Consider the following 20,202-nt stretch of genomic DNA (forward strand, 5'->3'; position numbering starts at 1 on the left):
CTACCAGGCCCCCTGGCTGCGGCCTTCTTCGGCCAGGAATTCCACCAGCGCGGGCAGCGACGCATCCATCGGCCGGTTGGCGTGGATGCGCATCACATAACCCCACGAGCCCGGCATGCGCAGTTGCGGCATCAACGGCACCAGGCGGCCGCTGGCAAGGTCTTCATCGATCAGCGGCGCGCGCCCCAGCGCGATGCCCACGCCCGCGGCGGCGGCCGCCACCACGGTGCTCAGGCCGCTCAAGACCATGGGCTCTTGCCAATCCGATTCGGCCAGCCCCAAGCGCGGGCCCCAGGTGCGCCAATCGGTTTCGGGGCTGTCGATATGTTTTTCCTCCAGCCAGCGGTGCCGCAGGAACACGCGGGGGTCGCCGCGTTCGGCCTCCGCGATCAGCGCGGGGCTGCACACGGGCACCACGGTTTCCGTCATCAGTGCAATGTCGCCCGGCTCGGCCAGATGCGGCCCCCGGGCTCGCACGTGCAGGAAGGCCAGGTCAATGTCCTGGCTTTTCCAGGCGGGGTCCTGGCTGGCGTGCAAGTAGACCTGCACGCCGATGTCGGGATGCAGTTCGATGAAGCGTCCGATGCGCGGCGCCAGCCACAACGCGGCCAGCGAGGGGTTGGCCGACACGTTCAGCGTGTAGCGGCGGCGGCCCCGCGCGCTGGCGCGGACGTCGCGGCAAGCGGACTCCAGAAGGGTCAAGGCCTGTTGTACCGAAGCCAGCAATTTGGCGCCCGCTTCGGTGGTTTCGGCGCGGCGCACCGTGCCGCCCCGGCGCAGCAATTGCACGCCCAGATCGGTCTCCAGCGCGCGTAGCTGATGGCTGACCGCGCTCTTGGTGACATGCAGCTCGCCCGCTGCGCGGCTCAGGCTGCCCAGGCGGGCAACGGCCTCGAACGCACGCAGCGCGGCCAAAGGCGGCGTATGCGTGGGCAGATCGGCGGATGGATTCTGGTTGGGCAGATCAGACATGGGGTTGAGTTTATCTCAACCCAAGATTGAAAAAGACTCGCTATCGCAACGGCGTCGGATCAGCGACCATGCAGGCTCTGCATGGAGCATTGATATGTATTTCGACTCTCGGTTGTGGCGCTTGACGGCGGGATTGCGCGCCGGCATGGCGGGCGGCATTTTCCTGGGCCTCTTGGCGCTGGCGGCGGGCATTGCCCGTTATGTGTTCCTGGGCCAGTTGCTGGCCCGCGTGTTCGACGGCGCGCCGTGGCAAGACTGGATCGTGCCCGCCCTGTGCGTGGGCGCCATGGTGCTGCTGCGCGCGCTGTTCGACCACTGGCGCACCGTGCAGGCCAACCACACGTCGGCGCAAATCCAGCAGACCTTGCGCGGCAAGCTGTACGACCGCATCGTCGCCCTGGGGCCGGCCTGGTTCGCCAACCAGCGCACGGGCGGCGTCATGCTGACCGTGGTGGACGGCGTGGAGCAGTTGCAAACCTTCTTCGGCCAGTACCTGCCGCAGGTCGCCATTGCGGCGGCCGCGCCCTTCGCCATCTTTGCCGTGATCGCGTTCTGGGACGTGCCCACCGCGCTGGTGTTTCTGGTGGCGGCGCTGTTCGCGCTGTTCGGCCCGATGGCGGTGCACATGCTGGACCGCCGCGCCAGCCAGGCGCGCACGCAGGCGCTGAATGCCTTCGGCGAAGACTTCCTGGACGCGGTGCAAGGCCTGCCCACGCTGAAGTCCTACGGCCAGGGCAAGGCCGGGGGCCGGCGCCTGGCGGCGCGCGCCCGCAGCCTGTCGGACAACACGTTCTGGGTGCTGTCGGTCAGCCTGTTGACGCGCGGCATCAGCGACCTGGGCGTGGCCCTGGGCGCGGCGTTGGCCTTGACGCTGGGCGCCTGGCGCGTAGCCGCGGGCGACATGAGCGTGGAAGCGCTGCTGATCGTGCTGATGGCCGGCACCGAGATCTTCCGGCCGCTGCGCGACCTGCGTTCGGTCTTGCACCGCGGCATGCTGGGCCAGTCGGCCGCCGTCAGCATCCATGCCTTGATGGACGCGCAGCCGCTGACGCCCGTGCCCAGCAGGGCCTTGGGCACGCGCAACACGGCCGCCCATCCAGCGCCCAACCCACTCGCACCCACCCACCTGTCGCCCACGATCGAATTCGACAACGTGGCGTTTTCCTACACACCCGAGCGCCGCGCGCATCAAGGCCTGGCGTTCCGCATCGCGGCGGGCGAACGGGTCGGCGTGGTCGGCCCCAGCGGCGCGGGCAAGTCCACCATCGTGCGGCTGCTGCTGCGCGAATGCGTGCCGCAGGCGGGCGTCATCCGCGTGGGCGGGCACGATGTGAACACGCTGGACACGCAGACGCTGCTGTCGCAAATTGCGCTGGTCAGCCAGGACATCACGCTGTTTCACGGCACCATCGATGACAACCTGCGCCTGGGCCGGCCGGACGCCACGCACGAGCAGGTGCGCGCCGCCGCCCGTGCCGCGAATATCGACGACTTCATCATGGCGCTGCCCGACGGGTACGCCACCCGCATCGGGGAACGCGGCCTGCAATTGTCGGGCGGGCAACGCCAGCGCGTGGCCATCGCGCGGGCGCTGCTGCGCGATGCGCCCATCCTGATCCTGGACGAAGCACTGTCATCGGTGGACACCGAAAACGAAGCGTTGATCCAGCAGGCGCTGGACCGCCTGATGGCCGGCCGCACCACGTTGATCCTGGCGCACCGGCTGGCCAGCGTCATCGGTGCCGACCGCAGCCTGGTGCTGGATCAGGGCCGCGTGGTGGAAGCCGGGCCGCATGAGCAACTGATGCAGGCGCGCGGGCTGTACTACCGCTTGATGCACGAGCAGGCCGAGGCGCACCGGAACCCGTCGGCCGGTGTGGCCACCTTGGCGTCGGCTCCGGTGCTGGATGCCGCCAAGCCCGACGATGCAGACGACGACGGCGGCACGCAAGGCCCCGCCCTGCGCCCGTTGGATGCCGATGCCGACCAAGTGGGTTGGCGCGCCACGCTGGGCACCTTGCTGTCCGTGGTCAAGCCGTGGCGCGGCACGCTGACCGCCACCATCCTGCTGGGCGTCGCGCGAGTGGCCGCCTTCATCGGCGTGGGCGTGTTCAGCGCACTGATCGTGGCCGCCATCCGCGATGGCCGCGAGATCTCCGGCCTGATCGTCGGCCTCTTGGTCTGCGCGCCGCTGGCCGCCTTGTTCCATTGGCTGGAATCCTGGCTGGCGCACGCGATGGCCTATCAGTTGCTGGCCGACATGCGGGTGAAGCTGTTCGACAAGCTGGAGCGGCTGGCGCCCGCCTACCTGTTGCAGCGCCGCTCGGGCGACCTGGTTGCGCTGGCCACGCAAGACATCGAGATGGTCGAGTACTTCTACGCGCACACCATCGCCCCGGCCATCGTGTCGGTGCTGGTGCCGCTGTCGGTGCTGGGCTTCCTGGGCGTGTATAGCTGGCCCGTGGCCTTGGCGCTGCTGCCCTTCCTGGCCTATGCGCTGGTGTCGCCCGTGCGCGGCCGCCGCCATATCGATACGCTGGGCGACAAGGCGCGGCAGGCGCTGGGCGAAATGAGCGCGCACACCACCGACACCATCCAGGGCCTGGCCGACCTGACCGCCTTCCAGGCCACCGACCGCCGCCGGGGCCAGTTCCTGAAAGTGGCTGATCAATACCGCATCCGCCGGCTGGACATCCTGCGCGATCTCTCCAAGCAAACGGCCTGGTTTGAAGTAGCCATGGGCTTGGGCGGGTTGGCCGTGGCGGTCGTGGGCGCCTTGCAGGTATCCGCGGGCGCGCTGTCGGCCAGCATGCTGCCCTTGCTGGTCTTGATTGCGATGGCGACCTTTCTGCCGGTGTCCGAGATTTCACAGGTCAGCCGCCAATTGGCCGACACCATCGCCGCCACGCGCCGCCTGCACGTGGTCAGCAACGAGCCCGAACCCGTCACCGACGGCCCGCTGGCGCCGCCGGTGGCCACGCATGGCTTGTCGTTAGCGTTTGAGCACGTCAGCTTCGCCTACCCCGGCAAACAGGAAGACACGCTGAAGGACTTGAGTTTCAAGGCGCCAGCCGGCGCAACCGTGGCCATCGTGGGCGCCTCGGGCGCCGGCAAAAGCACCGTGGCCAGCCTGTTGCTGCGTTTCTGGGACCCGCGCCAGGGCGCGGTCAAGCTGGACGGCCTGGATGTGCGCCAACTGCAATTGGACGGATTGCGCGAGCGTGTGGCCCTGGTCACCCAAGACACCTACCTGTTCAACGACACGCTGGAGGGCAACATCCGGCTGGCGCGCCCCGAGGCCACGCCCGACGAACTGGCGCGCGCGCTGGACCAGGCGGCGCTGACGGCATTCGTACAGCAACTACCCGACGGGCTGGCCACCAAGGTGGGCGAACGCGGCATGCAGTTGTCGGGCGGGCAGCGCCAGCGCATCTCGATTGCGCGGGCCTTCCTGAAGAACGCGCCGGTGCTGATCCTGGACGAGGCGACTTCACACCTGGACACATTGTCCGAGATGCAGGTGCGGACCGCGCTGGACGCGCTGATGCAGCACCGCACCACCCTGGTGATTGCGCACCGGCTGTCCACCATCCGCAACGCGGACCTGATCCTGGTGCTGGATCGCGGCACGCTGGCCGAGGCCGGCACGCATGACCAATTGCTGCGCAAGCAAGGGGCCTATGCGCGCCTGGCCAGCCACCAGGGCGGCTACACGGTCAGTAGCGCAACGTCTCAACCGACTTAGCGTTGGCGCGCACTTCCGCATCCGTGAACCAGACGCGCTTGCTGCCAAAGTGGTTGTACAAGTCGAACTGGTCGCGGGTGTGGACGGACGGCGTGCCGTCCGGCGCCACGAAACCGCTCTGCCCCGGCGCCACCACGTCCACCGCGCGCACGCCCTTGCCGTCGAACACCGTCATGTTGTTTTCGGTGCCCCGGTTTTGGGTGGCCGAAAAACTCAGCACCGCCTTGTCGTCCGCCTGCGGCACGCCCAGGAAGTTCTTCGGCGCAAACACCATCGGCGGCGCGGGGATGCGCCACGCGGCCGGGTCCTGGCCATACGCTTTTTGCAAGGCGGCCAGGGCCTCGTCCAGCGCGGCCAGGCTGACCGCTTCCGGGCGCTTGCCGTTGAAGAAGTCGTAGGGCTGGGGCACGCCGGCGTCGGGGCCGGCCAAGGCGTTGAACAAGACCTTCACGCCCACGGTCAGGTTGAGCGAACCGGTGGCCGGCGTGGCGGGGGTGGGATAGCCCGTGGCGCTGTACCACTTGAAGAAGTCGGCGGGCATCTCGTCGGCCAGCGTGCTGCGCAGCATGGCGCGCAGCCAGGCGTCCATCACGGCGGACCCGGCGTTGTCGTAGTAGCCGGGCTGTTTGTCGCTGGTGCCCATGCCGTCCCAGGTGGACAAGTCGGCCACCAGCCGCGCGCGTGCGTCATCAGCTGGCAAGCCCGCCACGGCGCGTTGCAGGAACGGCAGGAAGTGGCGGCGGTTGACGTCGGCGTAGCTGGTGGTGCGGATCAAGTCCCACATTTGCTGCGCGCTGACCTTGCCGCCATCGGCCGTCATGGCCTTCATGCGCGTTTCGATTTCGGCGTAGCGGTCGGCCTGGCCCCACACGATGGCGAACAGGTCGGTGGACGGATAGCCGCGCATGGGCTGGTTGTTCCAGTTGGCGATGTAGCCTTGGCGCGGGTTGTAGACCTGCGGGTTGGTGGCGAACGGCAGCATGCCGTCCCAGTCCATTTCACCGGTGCCGGGCACGGGCAGGCGCGGGTCATGGCCGGGTTTGCGCTTGGGATAAAAGCCGGTGTGCGCATAGCCGATGTTGCCCCGGTCGTCGGCGTAGTACCAGTTGATGGTCAGCGCGTGGCGCGCGGCCTGCTGCTTCCACTGGTCCCAATTGCGCGACTGCGTCTTGTGCGTCCAGGCCATCAGCGATTGCAACTCAAAGCCTTCCCACGCGCGCGCCTTGGCGTAGGCCACATGCTGCTTGTCGTCGAACTTGGTCACGATGCCATGCACCGTGCGGTACACGTCCATCAATACCGGCTTGCCGTCCTTGACCTGGATAAGCTCGGTGCGCTTTTCCATCGTCTTCCATTCGCCATTGTGGAAATAGCGGGTGCGGTCGGCGGGGTCGAGCTTTTCGGCGTAGATGTCCACGTCGTCGCCAAAGCCTGCCGTGGAGCCCCAGGTGACGTGCGCGTTGTGGCCAAACAGAATGCTGGGATAGGCGAACGGGGTGTTGCCCACCACGTCGTAGCCCGCGCCGTGCAGGCCGATGCCGTAGGTGTAGGCGGGGTTCCACCAGCCGAACTGCGGGCCGTTCAACAAGATGGAACGCGCGTCCTTGGCGTGCTCGCGGCCCACGATCCACATATTGCTGGTGGTGGGAAAGCCGGCGATGCCGGGCTGGCCGCTTTGCGCAAACTGCGCCAGCAGGCGGGCAGGCGCGTCGGCGGGCGCGTCTTGCAGCACGCCGCGCGTTTGCGGGTCGCGCGCCACGCGCTCCAGCATGGGCGGCGTGCCGTCGTAGCGCGGCAAGGCGTAGGACAGCTTGGCGGGCGCGCGCGCGGTGGCGGGTTGATAGGTGGCGGGCTGATAAACCCCCTCTTCTTCCGGCACCGTGGTCGGCGCGCGGCTGTCGGTCATCCAGCGCAATTGGTTGAAGATCTGCATGGCGCGCGCCTCGCCGTGCTTGTCGCGTAGCGCGGTCAGCAGCGCCAGGTTGTCGATTTCGCTATTGGCGTCCGAAAACCGGTTGGCCATGGTGCCCACGAACACCATCGCCACGTCATAGGGCGTCCAGTCGGACGGCTGGAATTGCAGGTCGTTGAATTCCTTGGGCATCAGCGTGCCGGGTTCGGCGCGCACCCGCGCAATCCATGCATTCATGCCGGCCGCGTAGCCGTCCAGAATCTGGCGTTCGGACGCGGGCAGCGCGGCCAGTTGGCGCTGGATGCGTTCGGGCGAAAAATTGCCGCGTATCGATTTGTCGAAGGCCACCATTTTTTCGCCCAACACTTCGGCCACCTGGCCTTGCGTGCTGCGACGCGCCATCTCCATCTGAAACAGACGGTCTTGCGCCACCGCGTAGCCGTAACCGTAGAAGATGCCGTACACCGTGTTGGCGTAGACGTGGGGCATGCCGTAGCCGTCGCGGCGGATGGTGACCTGCCCGGCGGCGGGGCGCTGGGCGTCGGCGGTCAGGGACGGTTGGGATTGGGGCTGGGATTGCGCGTGCGCGGGGGCTGCGCCCACGCCGGCGCAGGCTGCCAGGATGGCGGCCGACAACAAATGCTGCTTCATTGACTCTGTCTCCAAATTGATAAACCGCGCCATGCTTGCGAGCGACCTTCAGCGCGGGATGCGGCGCCTCTGCGGGCGCCGTCCGGGGACCATGATAAGAAGCCGCTACTTATAATGCCAATGCATTTATGTCATGGATTCGATGCGTAAAGCTCATGGACTTTCAGAAACTCAAACACCTGCTGGCGGTGGTCGAACACGGCACTTTTTCGCTGGCGGCGGAAAAGGTGAACCTGTCCCAACCCGCGCTTAGCCGCAGCATTCAGGCGCTGGAAACCGAGCTGGGCCTGCCGCTGCTGGATCGCGGCACGCGCCGGGTCCGCCTGACGCCCTACGGCGCTTGCGTGGCCGAGCGCGCGCGCCGCATGCGCTTCGAAGAAGCCGAGCTGCAACGCGAACTGAAGGCGTTGCACGGCGGCGATGCGGGCTCGCTGACCATCGGCCTGAGCCCCGCCCCGGCCTCGTTGCTGCTGTCGCCCTTTCTGGCGCACATGGCCGCCCACCGGCCCCAGGTGCGCGTGGGCGTCGAACTGGGCAGCACGGCGGCGCTGCTCGACATGCTGCGCGCCGAACGCATCGACGCCATGGTGTGCGATGCGCGCATGCTGTACGACGCCGCCGATATCGACACCCGCCCGCTGGCGCCGCTGCGCGCGGGCATGGTCTGCCGCAAGGGGCACCCCATCCTGGCGCACAAGCGCGTGGGCATCGAACAGGTGCGGCAATATCCGGTGGCCTCCAGCACGCTGAGCCCGGAGGTATCGCTACGGCTTGCCGAAACCTTGGGGCCAGGCGGCGCGCCCGAACAGATGGTGACGCTGCGTTGCGAAAACCTGGATGCGCTGGCCGACCTGGCGCTGCATACCGACACGCTGCTGCTGGGCGTGATCTGCGTGACGCGGCGCGAACAAGAGGCGGGGCGACTCGTGGAAGTGCCGCTGCCGCCTGACCGCCAGCGCCAGGGCCATTACGTGCTGGCGCGCCTGGCCGGGCGCACGCCCCTGGCGGCGCAAGATGCGCTGTACGAATTCACGCAGCAATGTTGGGCGGGGTTCGCCGCGTTCAAGCCCCGCGGCCCCGGCCGTTGAAAAAAACCCACAGCGGCAATACCCACACAAAGCGCCCCGTTGATTCCCTTACATCATCTCTATAGAATCAGCAATTCGGGCCTTTGCCCATTCCTTTTTCATCCACTTCACTTACCGCCAGGGAGGCCGCATGATGTTTTACCCCATGCTCACCGCCGTCCCGCGCGTATCCCCGCGACGCCATTAAGTCGTCGCCCGCGCGGATCCATCGCTAGACCGTTACCTAGCGACTGGTCCACCGCGCCCGCTCAACACCCGTAAACGCAGTTGCCGATGCCTTGGGCATCCGGCTTGTTATCCCTCTTTCCTCACAAGGACATCCTGGCGTGTCTTGTGCCGCCAGGCCATTGTTATGGCTAGAAAAAAAATCGACTTTCGAGGACAGGCCTTCAAGGACGTCCTGGGCTTTACCTTCAAGCATTGGGTCTTGCAGCCCTGGCGCACCCTGGTCATCGTGCTGCTGGCCTTGCTCTCGGCCGTGGCCGATATTCTGACGCCGATGTATGCCGGCCGCCTGGTTGACGCCGTGGCGTCCGGTTCGAGCGGCGACGCGCTGGCCTGGGACGCGGCCATCACGGCCTTCTGGCTGCTGGTGGCGCTGGGCGTGGGCGGCACGCTGCTGCGCCAGGCGGTGTTCCAGAACATCATCACGTTTACCTTGAAGATGATGAACGGGATCGTGTCCAACGCCTTCTACCGCGTGCAGCGCTTTTCCACCGACTGGCATGCCAACAGCTTCGCGGGTTCCACCGTGCGCAAGATCACGCGCGGCATGTGGGCCGTGGACATCCTGAACGACACGCTGCTGATCGCGCTGTTGCCGTCCGTGGTGATGCTGGTGGGCGCCACCGCCCTGCTGGGCGCGCACTGGCCCTTGATGGGCTTGGTGGTGGGCCTGGGTTCGGTGGTGTATATCGCCGTCACCGCCGCGCTGTCGCTGGGTTATGTGGCCCCGGCCGCGCGCTTGGGCAACGCCTGGGACACGCGCATGGGCGGAGCGCTGGCCGACGCCGTCAGTTGCAACGCGGTGGTCAAGGCCTTCGGCGCGGAAGCGCGTGAAGAGGCGCGGCTGGATCGCGTGGTGAACAAGTGGCGCCATCGCACGCGCCGCACCTGGGTACGCGGCACACTGAACGGCGGCATCCAGGGCGCGATGCTGGTGGCGATGCAGGCCGCCATCCTGGGCGCGTCCTTGCTGCTGTGGTCGCGCAACGAGGCCACCGTGGGCGACATCACCTTCACCTTGACGATGTTCTTCATGCTGCAAGGCTATCTGCGCGACGTGGGCATGCATATCCGCAACCTGCAACGCTCGGTCAACGACATGGAAGAACTGGTGGCGATGGGACGCCAGCCGCTGGGCGTGGCCGACCGTCCGGGCGCATCCGCCATCCACATTCGCGAAGGTGAAATCCGCTTTGAAGACGTGACCTTCCGCTATGGCGCGCACAACACGGCGCTGTACCAGAACTTCTCCGCGCGCATCGCGCCCGGAGAGCGCGTCGGACTGGTGGGCCATTCGGGCTCGGGCAAGACCACGTTCATCAAGCTGATCCAGCGCCTGTACGACGTGAACGGCGGCCGCATCACCATCGACGGGCAGGACATCGCCCAGGTGAAGCAGGCGTCGTTGCGCAGCCAGATCGCGATCGTGCAGCAGGACCCGGTGCTGTTCCACCGCACGCTGGCCGAGAACATCGCCTATGCCCGGCCGGGCGCGACGCAGGCCGAGATTGAGCAGGCGGCCCGGCTGGCCAGCGCGCATGACTTCATCATGACGCTGCCCAAGGGCTACGACACGCTGGTGGGCGAACGCGGCATCAAGCTGTCGGGCGGCGAACGCCAGCGCGTGGCGATCGCGCGTGCGTTCCTGGCGGACTCGCCCATTCTGATCCTGGACGAGGCCACCTCCAGCCTGGACAGCGAAAGCGAAGTGCTGATCCAGCAGGCCATGGACCGCCTGATGGTGGGCCGCACCACGCTGGTGGTGGCGCACCGGCTGTCGACCGTGCGCGCCCTGGACCGTCTGCTGGTGATGGACCGTGGCCGCATCATCGAAGAAGGCAGCCATGACCAGTTGATCCGTTTGCAGGGCGGCCTGTATCGGCGCCTGTTCGAACGCCAGGCCCTGGAACTGACCAAGGGCCTGACGGCCGCCGAAATGCTGCAAGACGGCGCCACGCCCCCGAAGGTCAAGGACCCGAATATGGACCCCAGCGTGGATCCGAGCTTGGACACGGACGTGGATGAAGGCACCTACGCCTTCGGCAAGTAGCGCGGTCCAAGTAGCATGGCCCAAGTAGCAAGGCCTCAGTCGCGCGGCCCAAGTCAGGCAGCCCGATAGCCTAGGGCATGGCGGCGGCGGCGCGGTCCACCGCCCCCCACCGCCGCGCGAAGCGCGCTTCTGACAAGGCCAGGTAGCGCTCCACCACGGCCGGCTCGGACGTGGCCGGCGTGCCGCCCGGAAACGGCGGCTTGGGGTCGTATTCGATCTGCAACTGAATCAGCTTGGCTACGTCTTCGCCACACAGCGCCGCCACCACTTTCAAGCCCATGTCGATGCCGGACGTCACGCCGCCGGCCGTGTAGATATTGCCGTCGACACACAGGCGTTCATCGCTGGGAATCGCGCCAAAGCGCGACAGCAGTTCGCGCGCGCGCCAGTGGCTGGACGCGCGCTTGCCGCGCAGCAAGCCCGCCGCGCCCAACAGCAGCGACCCCGTGCAAATGCCGAAGATGGTTTGCGCGGCCAGTCCCTGCGTGCGCGTGAACGCCACCCAATCCGCATCGACGATGGCATCATCCGTGCCCGGCCCGCCAGGCACCACCAGCAGGTCGCAGGGCGGCGCGGACGCCAGGGTTTGCGTGGGCACGAATTGCAGGCCGCGATCGCACCGTACCGGATCGCGCGTTTTTGCGACAAAATCCACGGTGAAGCCCGGCGCGTTCGCCAAGACCTCGTAGGGCCCGGTCATGTCCAACTGGGTCAGCCCTTCGAACAAGAGAAAATTCACATGCATGACGATGCTCCCTCAGAAACGCCAGCGCCCAGCATAGGCGGACGCGCCCCCGCCCGTGCGCCAGAATGCGGCCAAACCGCGCCACGGCGCGTGGTGTTCATGCTGTACGACGGGTTCCAGCCGCTGGATCTGGCGGGCCCCTGGCAGGCCTTCAGTTCCGCCAACGAAGAGGCGGGAGAAGCGCTATACCAGTTGAGCACGATTGCCGCGACGCCGGTCGTCAGCACCTGGGAACAGGGCCTGCGCATGCAGGTGGACGGCACCTTCGAACAAGACGGCGACGCGCCCATCGACATGCTGCTGGTGCCAGGCGGCCCCGGCGCGGACCACGCCAGCGCCCATGCCGAAACGATGGCCTGGTTGCGGCGTCGCGACGCCGGCGCGCCGCGCACGTGCAGCGTGTGTACCGGCGCCTTCGTGCTGGCCGCGGCCGGCCTGCTGGATGGCCGCGCCGTCACCACGCATTGGCGTTCGGCCGACCGGCTGCGGCAGAGGTACCCCGCCCTGCGCGTGCAAGACGACCGCATCTTCATTGAAAGCGGCAAGTACTGGACGTCGGCGGGCGTGACGGCGGGCATCGACCTGGCCTTGGCGCTGATCGAACGTGACGTGGGCGCGGCGCTGTCGCAACAGGTGGCGCGCCGGCTGGTCGTCTTCATGCGCCGCGATGGCGACCAGCGTCAGTACAGCCAGACGCTGCGCCTGCAAGATCGCGTGGCCGCGCCGTTCCGGGATCTGGTCGAAAGAATCGAGGCGAAGCTGTCGGCACGCTGGTCGGTGGACGACATGGCCGATGCCTGCCAGATGTCGCGCCGTACCTTCCAACGTAAGTTCGCCGCGCACTTCGGTGTGGCGCCCACCGAAGTGCTGCGGCGGCTGCGCCAGGAGCGCGCCAGCGCGCTGCAGGCCACCGGTAAGATGTCGAAAAAATCGGTCCAGCAACATGTGGGCCCCACGCACAACAGGTCCACTCCATGACAACACCCGCTGTCCACCGCAAGTCCGCGCGCCGCGCCCTCGCCGCCTTTGCCTTGCTGGCCCTGCCGCTGCTGGCGGGCTGTGACAACCCCGACGACCCGCCCAAGCTGACCCTGGAACAACGCTTGTTCAAGGATCTGGCGCCCCACCGGGAATTCAAGGGCGAGTTGAACGGCCAGCAGGTGCACTTGATCGTCCACGAGTGCGAGGTCTTCCTGAACGAGCCCGATCCCGAATCCACGTCAGCCGGCGCCCGCCGCTGGACGAAGGTGCTGGAGCCCGAGTTCTATCCGTCGTTCATGGACTGCCAGCGCCAATCCTTAAGCCGCGAAGGCCAGACGGTGGAGGCCATCATCGGCGAAATGGCGATGGGCGCGGGCGGATGCTGCGCCACCGGCGGCCGCTTCCGGTCCAAGGACGGGCGCGAATGGAAGCCGCAATAAGCGGCCTCCCCCCACGCCGCTGGCAACGCGCTACCCCGCCAGGCCCACCGACATACCCCCGCACACATACAGCAGTTGCCCGGTGATGAAGCCCGCCTGCTTGTCCAGGAACATGGCGACGCTGTGCGCCACTTCTTCCGGCTGCCCCACCCGGCGCACGGGAATGGACGCTTCCAGCGCCAGGGTCTTGGGCTGACCGGGCGGATTGGACTGATTGAACAGTTCGGTGGCGATCGGCCCCGGCGCCACGGTGTTGACGGTGATGCCGTCGGCCGCCAATTCCAGCGCCCAGGTGCGCGTCATGCCGGCCAGCCCGGCCTTGGACGCGCCGTAGACCGTGCGCCCGCCCTTGCCCAGCGCGGCGCGGCTGCCGATATTGACGACGCGCCCGTACTGCGCCTCGCGCATGGCGGGCAGCAGCGCCTGCAACAGCAGGACTGGCGCGGTCAGGTTCAAGGCCAGCGTGCGCTGTAATTCGGCCTCGGTCACGTCTTCGATGTTGGCCACCTGGATCATGCCGGCGTTGTTCACCAGATGCAGCACGCGCCGCTCGGCCGCCAGTTCGCGCGCGGCCTCGCGGGTGGCCGCCGCATCGCCCAGGTCAACCGAGCGAAACGTCTCGCCCGACAGCAAGGCATCGGGCGGCCGACGGCTGAAATTCACCACCTGATAGCCGTCCTGAATCAGGCGGGCCACGATGGCGCGGCCGATGCCCCGGCTGCCGCCGGTGACAAGTGCGATGGGCGTGTTCATTGCGCGGTAATCCCTTGGTCTTTGATAAGCCCGCCCCACTTCTTGCGCTCCGCGCGTTCGAAGGCGGCCAGGTCGTCGCCGAACAGCGTGCCGGGCTTGGCGCCCATCGTGGAGAAATTCTTGGCCAGGGCGGCGTCTTGCAGGCCGCTGCGGGCAGCGTCGATCAATTGCTTGACCACCGGCGCGGGCGTGCCGCGCGGCGCGTACAGCGCGAACCAGGCCGTCACGTCAAACCCGGGCAGGCCGGATTCGGCAACGGTAGGCAGGTTGGGCACGGACGGGTCGCGCTGCGCCGAGGTAACGGCCACGCCGCGCACCAGGCCGCCGTCCTTGATCTGCGCCAGCGAGCCGGGCAGGTTGTCGAACAGCAGGTCCACCTGCCCGCCCGCCACGGCGGGCAGCGATGCCGATGTGCCCTTGAACGGCACGTGCAGCATCGTCACCCCCGCCATCGCCTCGAAGTACGCGCCGGTCAGGTGCACCGACGAGCCCACGCCCGGCGAGGCGTAGGTCAGCTTCTTGTCGGGCGATTGCTTGGCGGCCTTGATGACGTCGGCCACCGTCTTGTAGGGCGACTTGGCGCTGACGGCGATGACGTTCGGCGTGGTGGACACCAGCGCGATCGGCACCAGGTCTTTTTCGGGGTCGAACGCCATATTGCTGTACAGGAACTGGTTGATGGTCTGCGTGCCGATCGTGCCCAGTCCCAGCGTGTAGCCGTCGGCCTTGGCGCGGGCCACGTAAGCCATGCCGATATTGCCGCCCGCGCCGGGCTTGTTTTCAACCAGCACCGTCTGCTTCAGCCCGGGTTGCAGCGCATTAGCAATGGCGCGGCCGAACATGTCGGCGCCACCGCCCGGCGGGTAAGGCACCACCACCGTGACGGGATGATCGGGATAGCCCGCGGCATGCGCCACGGGAAACGCCAGCAGGGCCAGGGCGGCCAGCGCCAGCCTGCGCCGCCCAGCGCGCGGAGGTACGGATGAGTTCATGAACTTGTCTCCTGTTGAATCCGCTGCATGCGGATTTCTTCTTGAAATCGACAACTGCTCAAAGTACGTAAATACGTACTATAGTTATAAAAACACAGAAATCGGATAGGAGACAAGCAATGAAACGCTGGACGCAACGCCCCGAAGGATCCACCTGGGGCGACTTCGGCCCGGACGATGAACTGGGCCGACTGAACCTGCTGACCGAGGAAAAAGTGTTGCAGGCCGTGCGTGAAGTGCAGGCGGGCAAGGTGTTCTGCCTGTCGCTGCCGCTGGACCTGCCGGGCGGCAACGTGCTCAACCCCCGCCGCCACGCCCCCACCCTCAAGCCCACCTTCCGCGAGGGCACGCCCTACCTGAACTTTGCGATGTCGCAAGTGCAGCCCGAGGCCGTCGACGTGCTGTCCGACGACCAGGTGACGCTGTCAATGCAATATTCCACGCAGTGGGACGGCCTGTGCCACGTGGGCGCGCTGTTCGACATCCAGGGCGACGGCGAGGCCCGCCGCGTGTACTACAACGGTTATGCCGCCGGGGTGGACGTGTTTGGCGGCGCCGACCCCGACACGGCGCCGGATGCCTGCTGCCCGCCCGGGGGCTCGTTTGCGCGCAAGCTCAGCGTTAGCCGCTATGCCGAAAAAGGCATGCAGGGGCGCGGCGTGCTGGTGGACCTTGCGCGCGCCTTCGGCCCCGGCCGCACGCTGGTGGGGCATGAACAATTGCAGGCCGCCATGCGCGAACAGAACGTGGTGGTGGAAACCGGCGACATGCTGGTGTTGCGCACGGGCTTTGCCGAGCGCGTGGTCGAAATGAACGGGCAGCCTGACCCGCACGCACTGGAGCAGACCGGCGCGGTGCTGGACGGCGCCGACAGCGCACTGCTGGACTGGATCTCCGCCAGCGGCGTGGCCGCCATCTGCGCCGACAACTACGCGGTGGAATCCTACCCGGCACGCACCTCCGGCCCCGGCCATTCGATCTTGCCGCTGCACCACCATTGCCTCTTCAAACTGGGCGTGCCGCTGGCCGAGCTGTGGTACTTGAAGGACCTGGCCGACTGGTTGCATGCCAACGGACGCAACCGCTTCCTGCTGACCGCCCCGCCCTTGCGCATGCCCGGCGCGGTGGGTTCGCCCGTGACGCCCATCGCCACGGTGTGAGCCATGACCTTGCCGTACTCGACCTTCGCCGAACATCTGGATGCACTGGCGGCCCGCCGCCCCGAAGCGACCCTGTTGATCGATCAAGACCAGCCCATCAGCGCCGCACAACTGCGCAACCAAAGCCGCGCCCTGGCCTCGGGACTGGCGCGCATCGGCGTGCGCCCCGGCCACCGCGTGGCGGTCTGGCTGCCCAACTGCGCCGCCTGGGTGGAATCTTTCCTGGCCTGCGCGCATCTGGGCGCGCTGGTACTGGCCGTCAACACGCGCTTTCGCGCCCTGGAGGTGGCCGACATCCTGGGGCGTGGCCAGGCCGACTGGCTGGTGTTCTGGCCGGGCTTCAAGGGCATCGACTTCGCGGGCATCCTGGCCGCCGTCCCGGCGTCGGAACTGACGCGCCTGCAAGGCGCGATCGCCGTTGCCGAGCCGGATCCGAATGACGTCACCCCGAACAATGCCACCCCGAACGTCGCCCCTACAACCGACGCCACTTCGACTGTCCCCGCCGCACCGCCCCCCGCATTCATCCCGGGCAAACCCACCCATCGCTACGCCGACCTGATGGCAAGCCAGCAACCGCCCCCGGCCGCGCAAGGCAACGCCGGGATGCTGTGTTTCACCACGTCGGGCACCACGTCCAAACCCAAATTCGTGCTGCATGACCAGCAAACCCTGCTGCGGCACGGCGCCACGGTGGCGCAAGCGTTTGGCTATGACGACCACAGCTGCGTGCTGGCCAGCGCGCCGTTCTGCGGCGCGTTCGGCTTTGCAACGTTGGCGGGCGGTCTGGCGCAAGGCGTGCCCGTGGTCTGCGCGCCGGTGTTCAACGCCGCCGAATCGGCCGGCGCCATCGCACGCTACAAAGTCACGCACACCTATGCCAACAACGAGGCGCTGGTTGGCATGATGCAGGCCGCGCCCGCCAGCGCCTTCGCCTCGGCGCGGCTGTTCGGCTTCGCCAGCTTCACGCCGGCGTTGGACAACATGCTGGATCTGGCGCGCGAAGCCGGTGTGCCGCTGACCGGCTTGTACGGCTCCAGTGAATTGATTGCGCTGGTGGCGGGCCAGCCCCGTGATCCGGCGGAAGGCGACGTGGCGGCCCGCCACCAACCCGGCGGCACGCTGATCTACCCCGAGGCACGGGTACGCGCCCGCGACCCGGAAACCGGCCAGGTGCTGCGGCACGGCCAGTCAGGCGAAATTGAAATCCTGTCGCCCAGCCTGATGCAAGGCTATCTGGACAACCCCGAGGCCACCCGCAACGCCGTCACCGATGACGGCTATTTCAAGACGGGCGACCTGGGCTATACGCTGACCGAGCGGCAGTTTGTGTTCCAGACCCGCATGGGCGATTCCCTGCGCCTGTCGGGCTTTCTGGTGAACCCCGTGGAAATTGAACAGGTGGTTGAAACCCTGCCCGGCGTACGCGCCTGCCAGGTGGTGGGCGCCTCCCGCGACGGCAAAATCGTGCCCTACGCCTTTGTGCTGCTGCACGGGGGCGCCCAGGCCGACCCCGCCGGCTGGACCGCCGCGTGCAAGGCCGCCATGGCCGGCTTCAAGGCGCCGGTGGGCTTCACCGTGCTGGACGCCTTTCCGTCGGTGGAAAGCGCCAATTCGGTCAAGATCCAGAAACACCGGCTGCGCGACATGGCTGAGGCTATGCTCTCGGATCCTTCCTTACCGCCCACGCCCTGACCCATGCCCGCCCGCAAGCTTTTTTCGCGCAGCCCCCAGCCGCTTTACCTGCAAGCGGCGGCGCTGTTCCGCAGCCATATCCAGAACCGCACGTGGCGGCCGGGGCAACAGATCCCGCCGCTTGAGTCGCTGATGGAAACCTATGGCATCTCGCGGGCCACCATACGCCAGGCGTTCGGTTTGTTGGAGCAGGACGGGCTGATCCGGCGTTCGCGAGGGTCGGGCACGTTCGTGAACGCGGAGCTGCCCGAAACCCCTACCCTGCTGATCCCCAAGACCTGGGCTGAAACCGTGGAGCTGAGCAATCAGCTGGGCACGGTGTCCTTGGTGGAATCCAGCGCCGATTCCCCGCTGCCCGACACGCTGGGCATGCCTTGCGAAGCGGACCGTGGCGGCTTGTTCCAGTACCTGCGGCGCGTGCACACCACGGACGCCGGCCCCTTCTGCTACAGCGAAGTGTTCCTGGAAAGCGGGCTGTTTCGCAAGCATCGCACCCGCATCCAGAAAAGCACGGTGGCGCCCGTGCTGGACCAGTTCTACGGTACCCGCATCACCGAAGCGCGCCAGGTGCTGAACGTGATCGAAGCCGGCCAGGAATCGGCCGAGTCCTTGCAGATTCCCGTGTCGTCGCCCGTGGCCGAGCTGCGCCGCTATGCCTGCATCGACGGCCGCGTGGTGTATTTCGCGCGGCTGGAGTTTCCGTTTCGTAAAGTGCGGATGGAATTCGACCTGCTGGCGCAACGCTGAGCCGGCAACGCCCCGCCACCATCGCCGCAATCAACCCCATCGCCCAAGGAGCTCATCCCACCACCCACGCCACTTTCGCGGCCAGCCCCCAAACCAGAGCGCCATCAAAGCGCCGGCAGACTTCACATGATCCGGCACAAGAGGAGACAAACCATGGCTTACGCCAACACGCCCCGGATTTCCATGCATTGCCGCAGCACGATTACCCGTCTATTCGCCGCGTCCGCCCTGTTGGCGGCAGCGGCCACCCCCGCCTGGGCGCAGCAGCCCGCCGCCATCTCTGACGACGTCGTCCGGCTGGGCCTGATCCTGGACATGAGCGGCGTCTACGCCGACGTGACCGGCAAGGGCAGCGCCACCGCGGCCGAGATGGCCATCGCCGATTTCGGCGGCACGGTGCTGGGAAAGAAGATCGACATGATGGTGGTGGACCACCAGAACAAGGCCGATATCGCCGCCGCCAAGGCACGCGAGTGGTACGACACGCAGAAGGTGGACGCCATCATGGACGTGGCCGGTTCCGCGCCCGCGCTGGCCGTGCTGGAAGTGGCCCGCGAAAAGAAGAAGATCGTGGTGTTCAGCGGCCCCGGCACCGAACGCATCACCAATGATCTGTGCTCGCCCTATTCCGTGCACTACACCTACGACACCTGGTCGCTGGCCAACACCACGGCGCGCGCCACCGTCGAGAAAGGCGGCAAGAGCTGGTACTTCCTGACGGCCGATTACGCGTTCGGCCACACGCTGCAAGCGTCCGCCACCGACGTGGTCAAGGCCAACGGCGGCACCGTGCTGGGCGCCTCGCGCCATCCGCTAGGTTCCAGCGACTTCGCGTCCTACCTGCTGCAAGCCCAGGCCAGCAAGGCGCAGGTGGTGGGCCTGGCCAACGCGGGCGGCGACACGGTCAACGCCATCAAGGCGGCCAGCGAATTCGGCCTGACCAAGGGTGGCCAGAAGATGGCCGGCTTGCTCTTGTATATCAATGACATCCACGCCATTGGCCTGGACGCCGCGGCCGGGCTGACGCTGACCGAAGCGTTCTACTGGGACATGAATGACCAGACGCGCGCCTGGTCGCAGCGCTACTACGACAAGCTGAAGAAAATGCCCAACATGAGCCAGGCGGGCACCTATTCATCGGTCATGCACTACTTGAAAGCGGTGCAGGCGGCCGGCACCGATGCGCCCGAAGCCGTGATGAAGCAGATGAAGTCCATGCCCATCAACGACTTCTTCGCCACCAACGGCCGCATCCGCGAAGACGGCCGCATGGTGCACGACATGTACCTGTTCGAGGTCAAGCAGCCGTCGGAATCCAAGCGGCCGTGGGACTACTACAAGCTCGTCGCCACCCTGCCGGGCGACCAGGCATTCATGCCCTTGTCCAAATCCACCTGCCCGCTGGTGAAGAAGTAAGCGCCTGGGGGTGGCCTCGCCCGATACGTTAGGATGAGCGCCACCCCTAGGAGATTTCCGCATGACCTCCCCCGCCGCGCCGCGCCCGCCTTCAGGCTCCAACGCTGCCCCCGTCGCTGCCCCCATTGCCGCCACCATTGCCGCCGTCATCCGCGACGGCCATGTGCTGCTGGTGCGCCGCGCGAATCCGCCCGACGAAAACTGCTGGGCCTTTCCCGGCGGCAAGATCAACGCCGGTGAGCCCCTCGAAGCAGCGACCGTGCGCGAATTGCTGGAAGAAACCGGCGTCGTGGCCGAGCCCCTGCACGTGTTCGACGCGGTGGACGTCTTCGACCGCGACGACACCGGCGCCCTGCGCCGTCATTTCATCTTGATCGCCATGCTGTGCCGCTGGCAGTCCGGCGAACCGGTAGCCGGCGACGACGCGCGCGACGCACGCTGGATTGCGCTTGCCGACCTGGACGGCCACGAACTTGCCACGAGCTTCGGCGTGGCGCGCCTGGCCCACAAGGCGGCGGCGCTGATGTCGGGGTCGTAAGTCGGCGTCGTACGTCGTCGTAATAAGTCGGCGTCCTGAGCCAGACGGCGACGACGCCGCGGTTGACCTGAACATCGCCCACCAGGCCCTTG

The 20,202-nt window shown here is 67.0% G+C and carries 15 protein-coding genes; 10 read left to right on the top strand and 5 right to left on the bottom strand.

The features are described from left to right. The gene (locus tag ACE04A_RS19415; protein WP_448717162.1) at positions 1-972 is read right to left on the bottom strand and encodes a LysR substrate-binding domain-containing protein; all 972 of its coding nucleotides are present in this window, start codon (positions 970-972) and stop codon (positions 1-3) included. Between the two features lie 94 nt (positions 973-1,066). Between ACE04A_RS19415 and cydC the strand changes: the two genes are divergently transcribed. Beyond that, positions 1,067-4,717 (top strand): thiol reductant ABC exporter subunit CydC, encoded by a 3,651-nt coding sequence (gene cydC / locus ACE04A_RS19420; protein ID WP_485820413.1) that lies wholly within the window; start codon positions 1,067-1,069, stop codon positions 4,715-4,717. Here the strand turns inward: cydC and ACE04A_RS19425 are convergent. Continuing rightward, positions 4,689-7,280: a penicillin G acylase gene (locus ACE04A_RS19425; RefSeq protein WP_448717165.1), complete on the bottom strand. Its 2,592-nt coding sequence runs from the start codon at positions 7,278-7,280 to the stop codon at positions 4,689-4,691. The genes cydC and ACE04A_RS19425 overlap by 29 nt on opposite strands. A gap of 155 nt (positions 7,281-7,435) precedes the next feature. On the opposite strand from ACE04A_RS19425, the gene ACE04A_RS19430 reads away from it, so the two are divergent. Together ACE04A_RS19430 and ACE04A_RS19435 are read left to right on the top strand one after the other, a co-directional pair. Beyond that, the gene (locus ACE04A_RS19430) at positions 7,436-8,368 is read left to right on the top strand and encodes a LysR family transcriptional regulator (protein WP_259248942.1); all 933 of its coding nucleotides are present in this window, start codon (positions 7,436-7,438) and stop codon (positions 8,366-8,368) included. A 352-nt stretch (positions 8,369-8,720) separates the two neighbouring features. Continuing rightward, complete coding sequence (locus tag ACE04A_RS19435) at positions 8,721-10,643, top strand: ABC transporter ATP-binding protein (RefSeq protein ID WP_448717167.1); 1,923 nt, start codon at positions 8,721-8,723, stop codon at positions 10,641-10,643. Positions 10,644-10,713: 70 nt separating this feature from the next. Here ACE04A_RS19435 and ACE04A_RS19440 read toward each other — a convergent pair whose 3' ends face one another. Beyond that, entirely contained in the window at positions 10,714-11,388 is a 675-nt protein-coding gene (locus ACE04A_RS19440) for a DJ-1/PfpI family protein (protein ID WP_485820414.1), read from the bottom strand. Positions 11,389-11,478: 90 nt separating this feature from the next. Between ACE04A_RS19440 and ACE04A_RS19445 the strand changes: the two genes are divergently transcribed. Beyond that, complete coding sequence (locus ACE04A_RS19445) at positions 11,479-12,366, top strand: GlxA family transcriptional regulator (RefSeq protein WP_448717192.1); 888 nt, start codon at positions 11,479-11,481, stop codon at positions 12,364-12,366. Beyond that, positions 12,363-12,809, top strand: coding sequence for a hypothetical protein (locus ACE04A_RS19450; RefSeq protein ID WP_279994513.1), 447 nt, complete (start codon positions 12,363-12,365; stop codon positions 12,807-12,809). Before ACE04A_RS19445 ends, ACE04A_RS19450 begins: the two co-directional genes overlap by 4 nt. 30 nt (positions 12,810-12,839) lie before the next feature. Here ACE04A_RS19450 and ACE04A_RS19455 read toward each other — a convergent pair whose 3' ends face one another. Next, positions 12,840-13,562, bottom strand: coding sequence for an SDR family NAD(P)-dependent oxidoreductase (locus ACE04A_RS19455; protein ID WP_448717170.1), 723 nt, complete (start codon positions 13,560-13,562; stop codon positions 12,840-12,842). Next, positions 13,559-14,554, bottom strand: a complete 996-nt coding sequence (locus tag ACE04A_RS19460; protein WP_485820415.1) for a Bug family tripartite tricarboxylate transporter substrate binding protein — start codon at positions 14,552-14,554, stop codon at positions 13,559-13,561. The genes ACE04A_RS19455 and ACE04A_RS19460 overlap by 4 nt, the downstream gene beginning before the upstream one ends. Before the next feature lie 119 nt (positions 14,555-14,673). On the opposite strand from ACE04A_RS19460, the gene ACE04A_RS19465 reads away from it, so the two are divergent. From ACE04A_RS19465 to ACE04A_RS19485, 5 genes are all read left to right on the top strand, one after another. Next, a complete protein-coding gene (locus tag ACE04A_RS19465) occupies positions 14,674-15,714 on the top strand; it encodes a cyclase family protein (RefSeq protein ID WP_448717173.1) in 1,041 nt (346 codons plus the stop codon). A gap of 3 nt (positions 15,715-15,717) precedes the next feature. Beyond that, complete coding sequence (locus ACE04A_RS19470; RefSeq protein ID WP_485820416.1) at positions 15,718-17,409, top strand: AMP-binding protein; 1,692 nt, start codon at positions 15,718-15,720, stop codon at positions 17,407-17,409. Positions 17,410-17,412: 3 nt separating this feature from the next. Then, on the top strand, positions 17,413-18,156 hold the full coding sequence (locus tag ACE04A_RS19475; protein ID WP_046804777.1) for a GntR family transcriptional regulator: 744 nt from the start codon (positions 17,413-17,415) through the stop codon (positions 18,154-18,156). Between the two features lie 153 nt (positions 18,157-18,309). Beyond that, on the top strand, positions 18,310-19,572 hold the full coding sequence (locus ACE04A_RS19480; protein ID WP_485810321.1) for an ABC transporter substrate-binding protein: 1,263 nt from the start codon (positions 18,310-18,312) through the stop codon (positions 19,570-19,572). A gap of 61 nt (positions 19,573-19,633) precedes the next feature. After that, positions 19,634-20,110, top strand: a complete 477-nt coding sequence (locus ACE04A_RS19485; RefSeq protein ID WP_448717177.1) for an NUDIX hydrolase — start codon at positions 19,634-19,636, stop codon at positions 20,108-20,110. Positions 20,111-20,202 lie beyond the last annotated feature (92 nt).

The sequence above is a fragment of the Achromobacter colocynthidis genome (assembly GCF_057334535.1).

What these genes read in the sequence shown, in the direction of transcription:
- ACE04A_RS19415 (WP_448717162.1), bottom strand. Translation starts at nt 972, where the DNA reads ATGTCTGATCTGCCCAACCAGAATCCATCCGCCGATCTGCCCACGCAT.
- ACE04A_RS19460 (WP_485820415.1), bottom strand. Translation starts at nt 14,554, where the DNA reads ATGAACTCATCCGTACCTCCGCGCGCTGGGCGGCGCAGGCTGGCGCTG.
- ACE04A_RS19480 (WP_485810321.1), top strand. Translation starts at nt 18,310, where the DNA reads ATGGCTTACGCCAACACGCCCCGGATTTCCATGCATTGCCGCAGCACG.
- ACE04A_RS19425 (WP_448717165.1), bottom strand. Translation starts at nt 7,280, where the DNA reads ATGAAGCAGCATTTGTTGTCGGCCGCCATCCTGGCAGCCTGCGCCGGC.
- ACE04A_RS19435 (WP_448717167.1), top strand. Translation starts at nt 8,721, where the DNA reads ATGGCTAGAAAAAAAATCGACTTTCGAGGACAGGCCTTCAAGGACGTC.
- ACE04A_RS19430 (WP_259248942.1), top strand. Translation starts at nt 7,436, where the DNA reads ATGGACTTTCAGAAACTCAAACACCTGCTGGCGGTGGTCGAACACGGC.
- ACE04A_RS19465 (WP_448717173.1), top strand. Translation starts at nt 14,674, where the DNA reads ATGAAACGCTGGACGCAACGCCCCGAAGGATCCACCTGGGGCGACTTC.
- ACE04A_RS19485 (WP_448717177.1), top strand. Translation starts at nt 19,634, where the DNA reads ATGACCTCCCCCGCCGCGCCGCGCCCGCCTTCAGGCTCCAACGCTGCC.
- ACE04A_RS19455 (WP_448717170.1), bottom strand. Translation starts at nt 13,562, where the DNA reads ATGAACACGCCCATCGCACTTGTCACCGGCGGCAGCCGGGGCATCGGC.
- cydC (WP_485820413.1), top strand. Translation starts at nt 1,067, where the DNA reads ATGTATTTCGACTCTCGGTTGTGGCGCTTGACGGCGGGATTGCGCGCC.
- ACE04A_RS19470 (WP_485820416.1), top strand. Translation starts at nt 15,718, where the DNA reads ATGACCTTGCCGTACTCGACCTTCGCCGAACATCTGGATGCACTGGCG.
- ACE04A_RS19440 (WP_485820414.1), bottom strand. Translation starts at nt 11,388, where the DNA reads ATGCATGTGAATTTTCTCTTGTTCGAAGGGCTGACCCAGTTGGACATG.
- ACE04A_RS19450 (WP_279994513.1), top strand. Translation starts at nt 12,363, where the DNA reads ATGACAACACCCGCTGTCCACCGCAAGTCCGCGCGCCGCGCCCTCGCC.
- ACE04A_RS19475 (WP_046804777.1), top strand. Translation starts at nt 17,413, where the DNA reads ATGCCCGCCCGCAAGCTTTTTTCGCGCAGCCCCCAGCCGCTTTACCTG.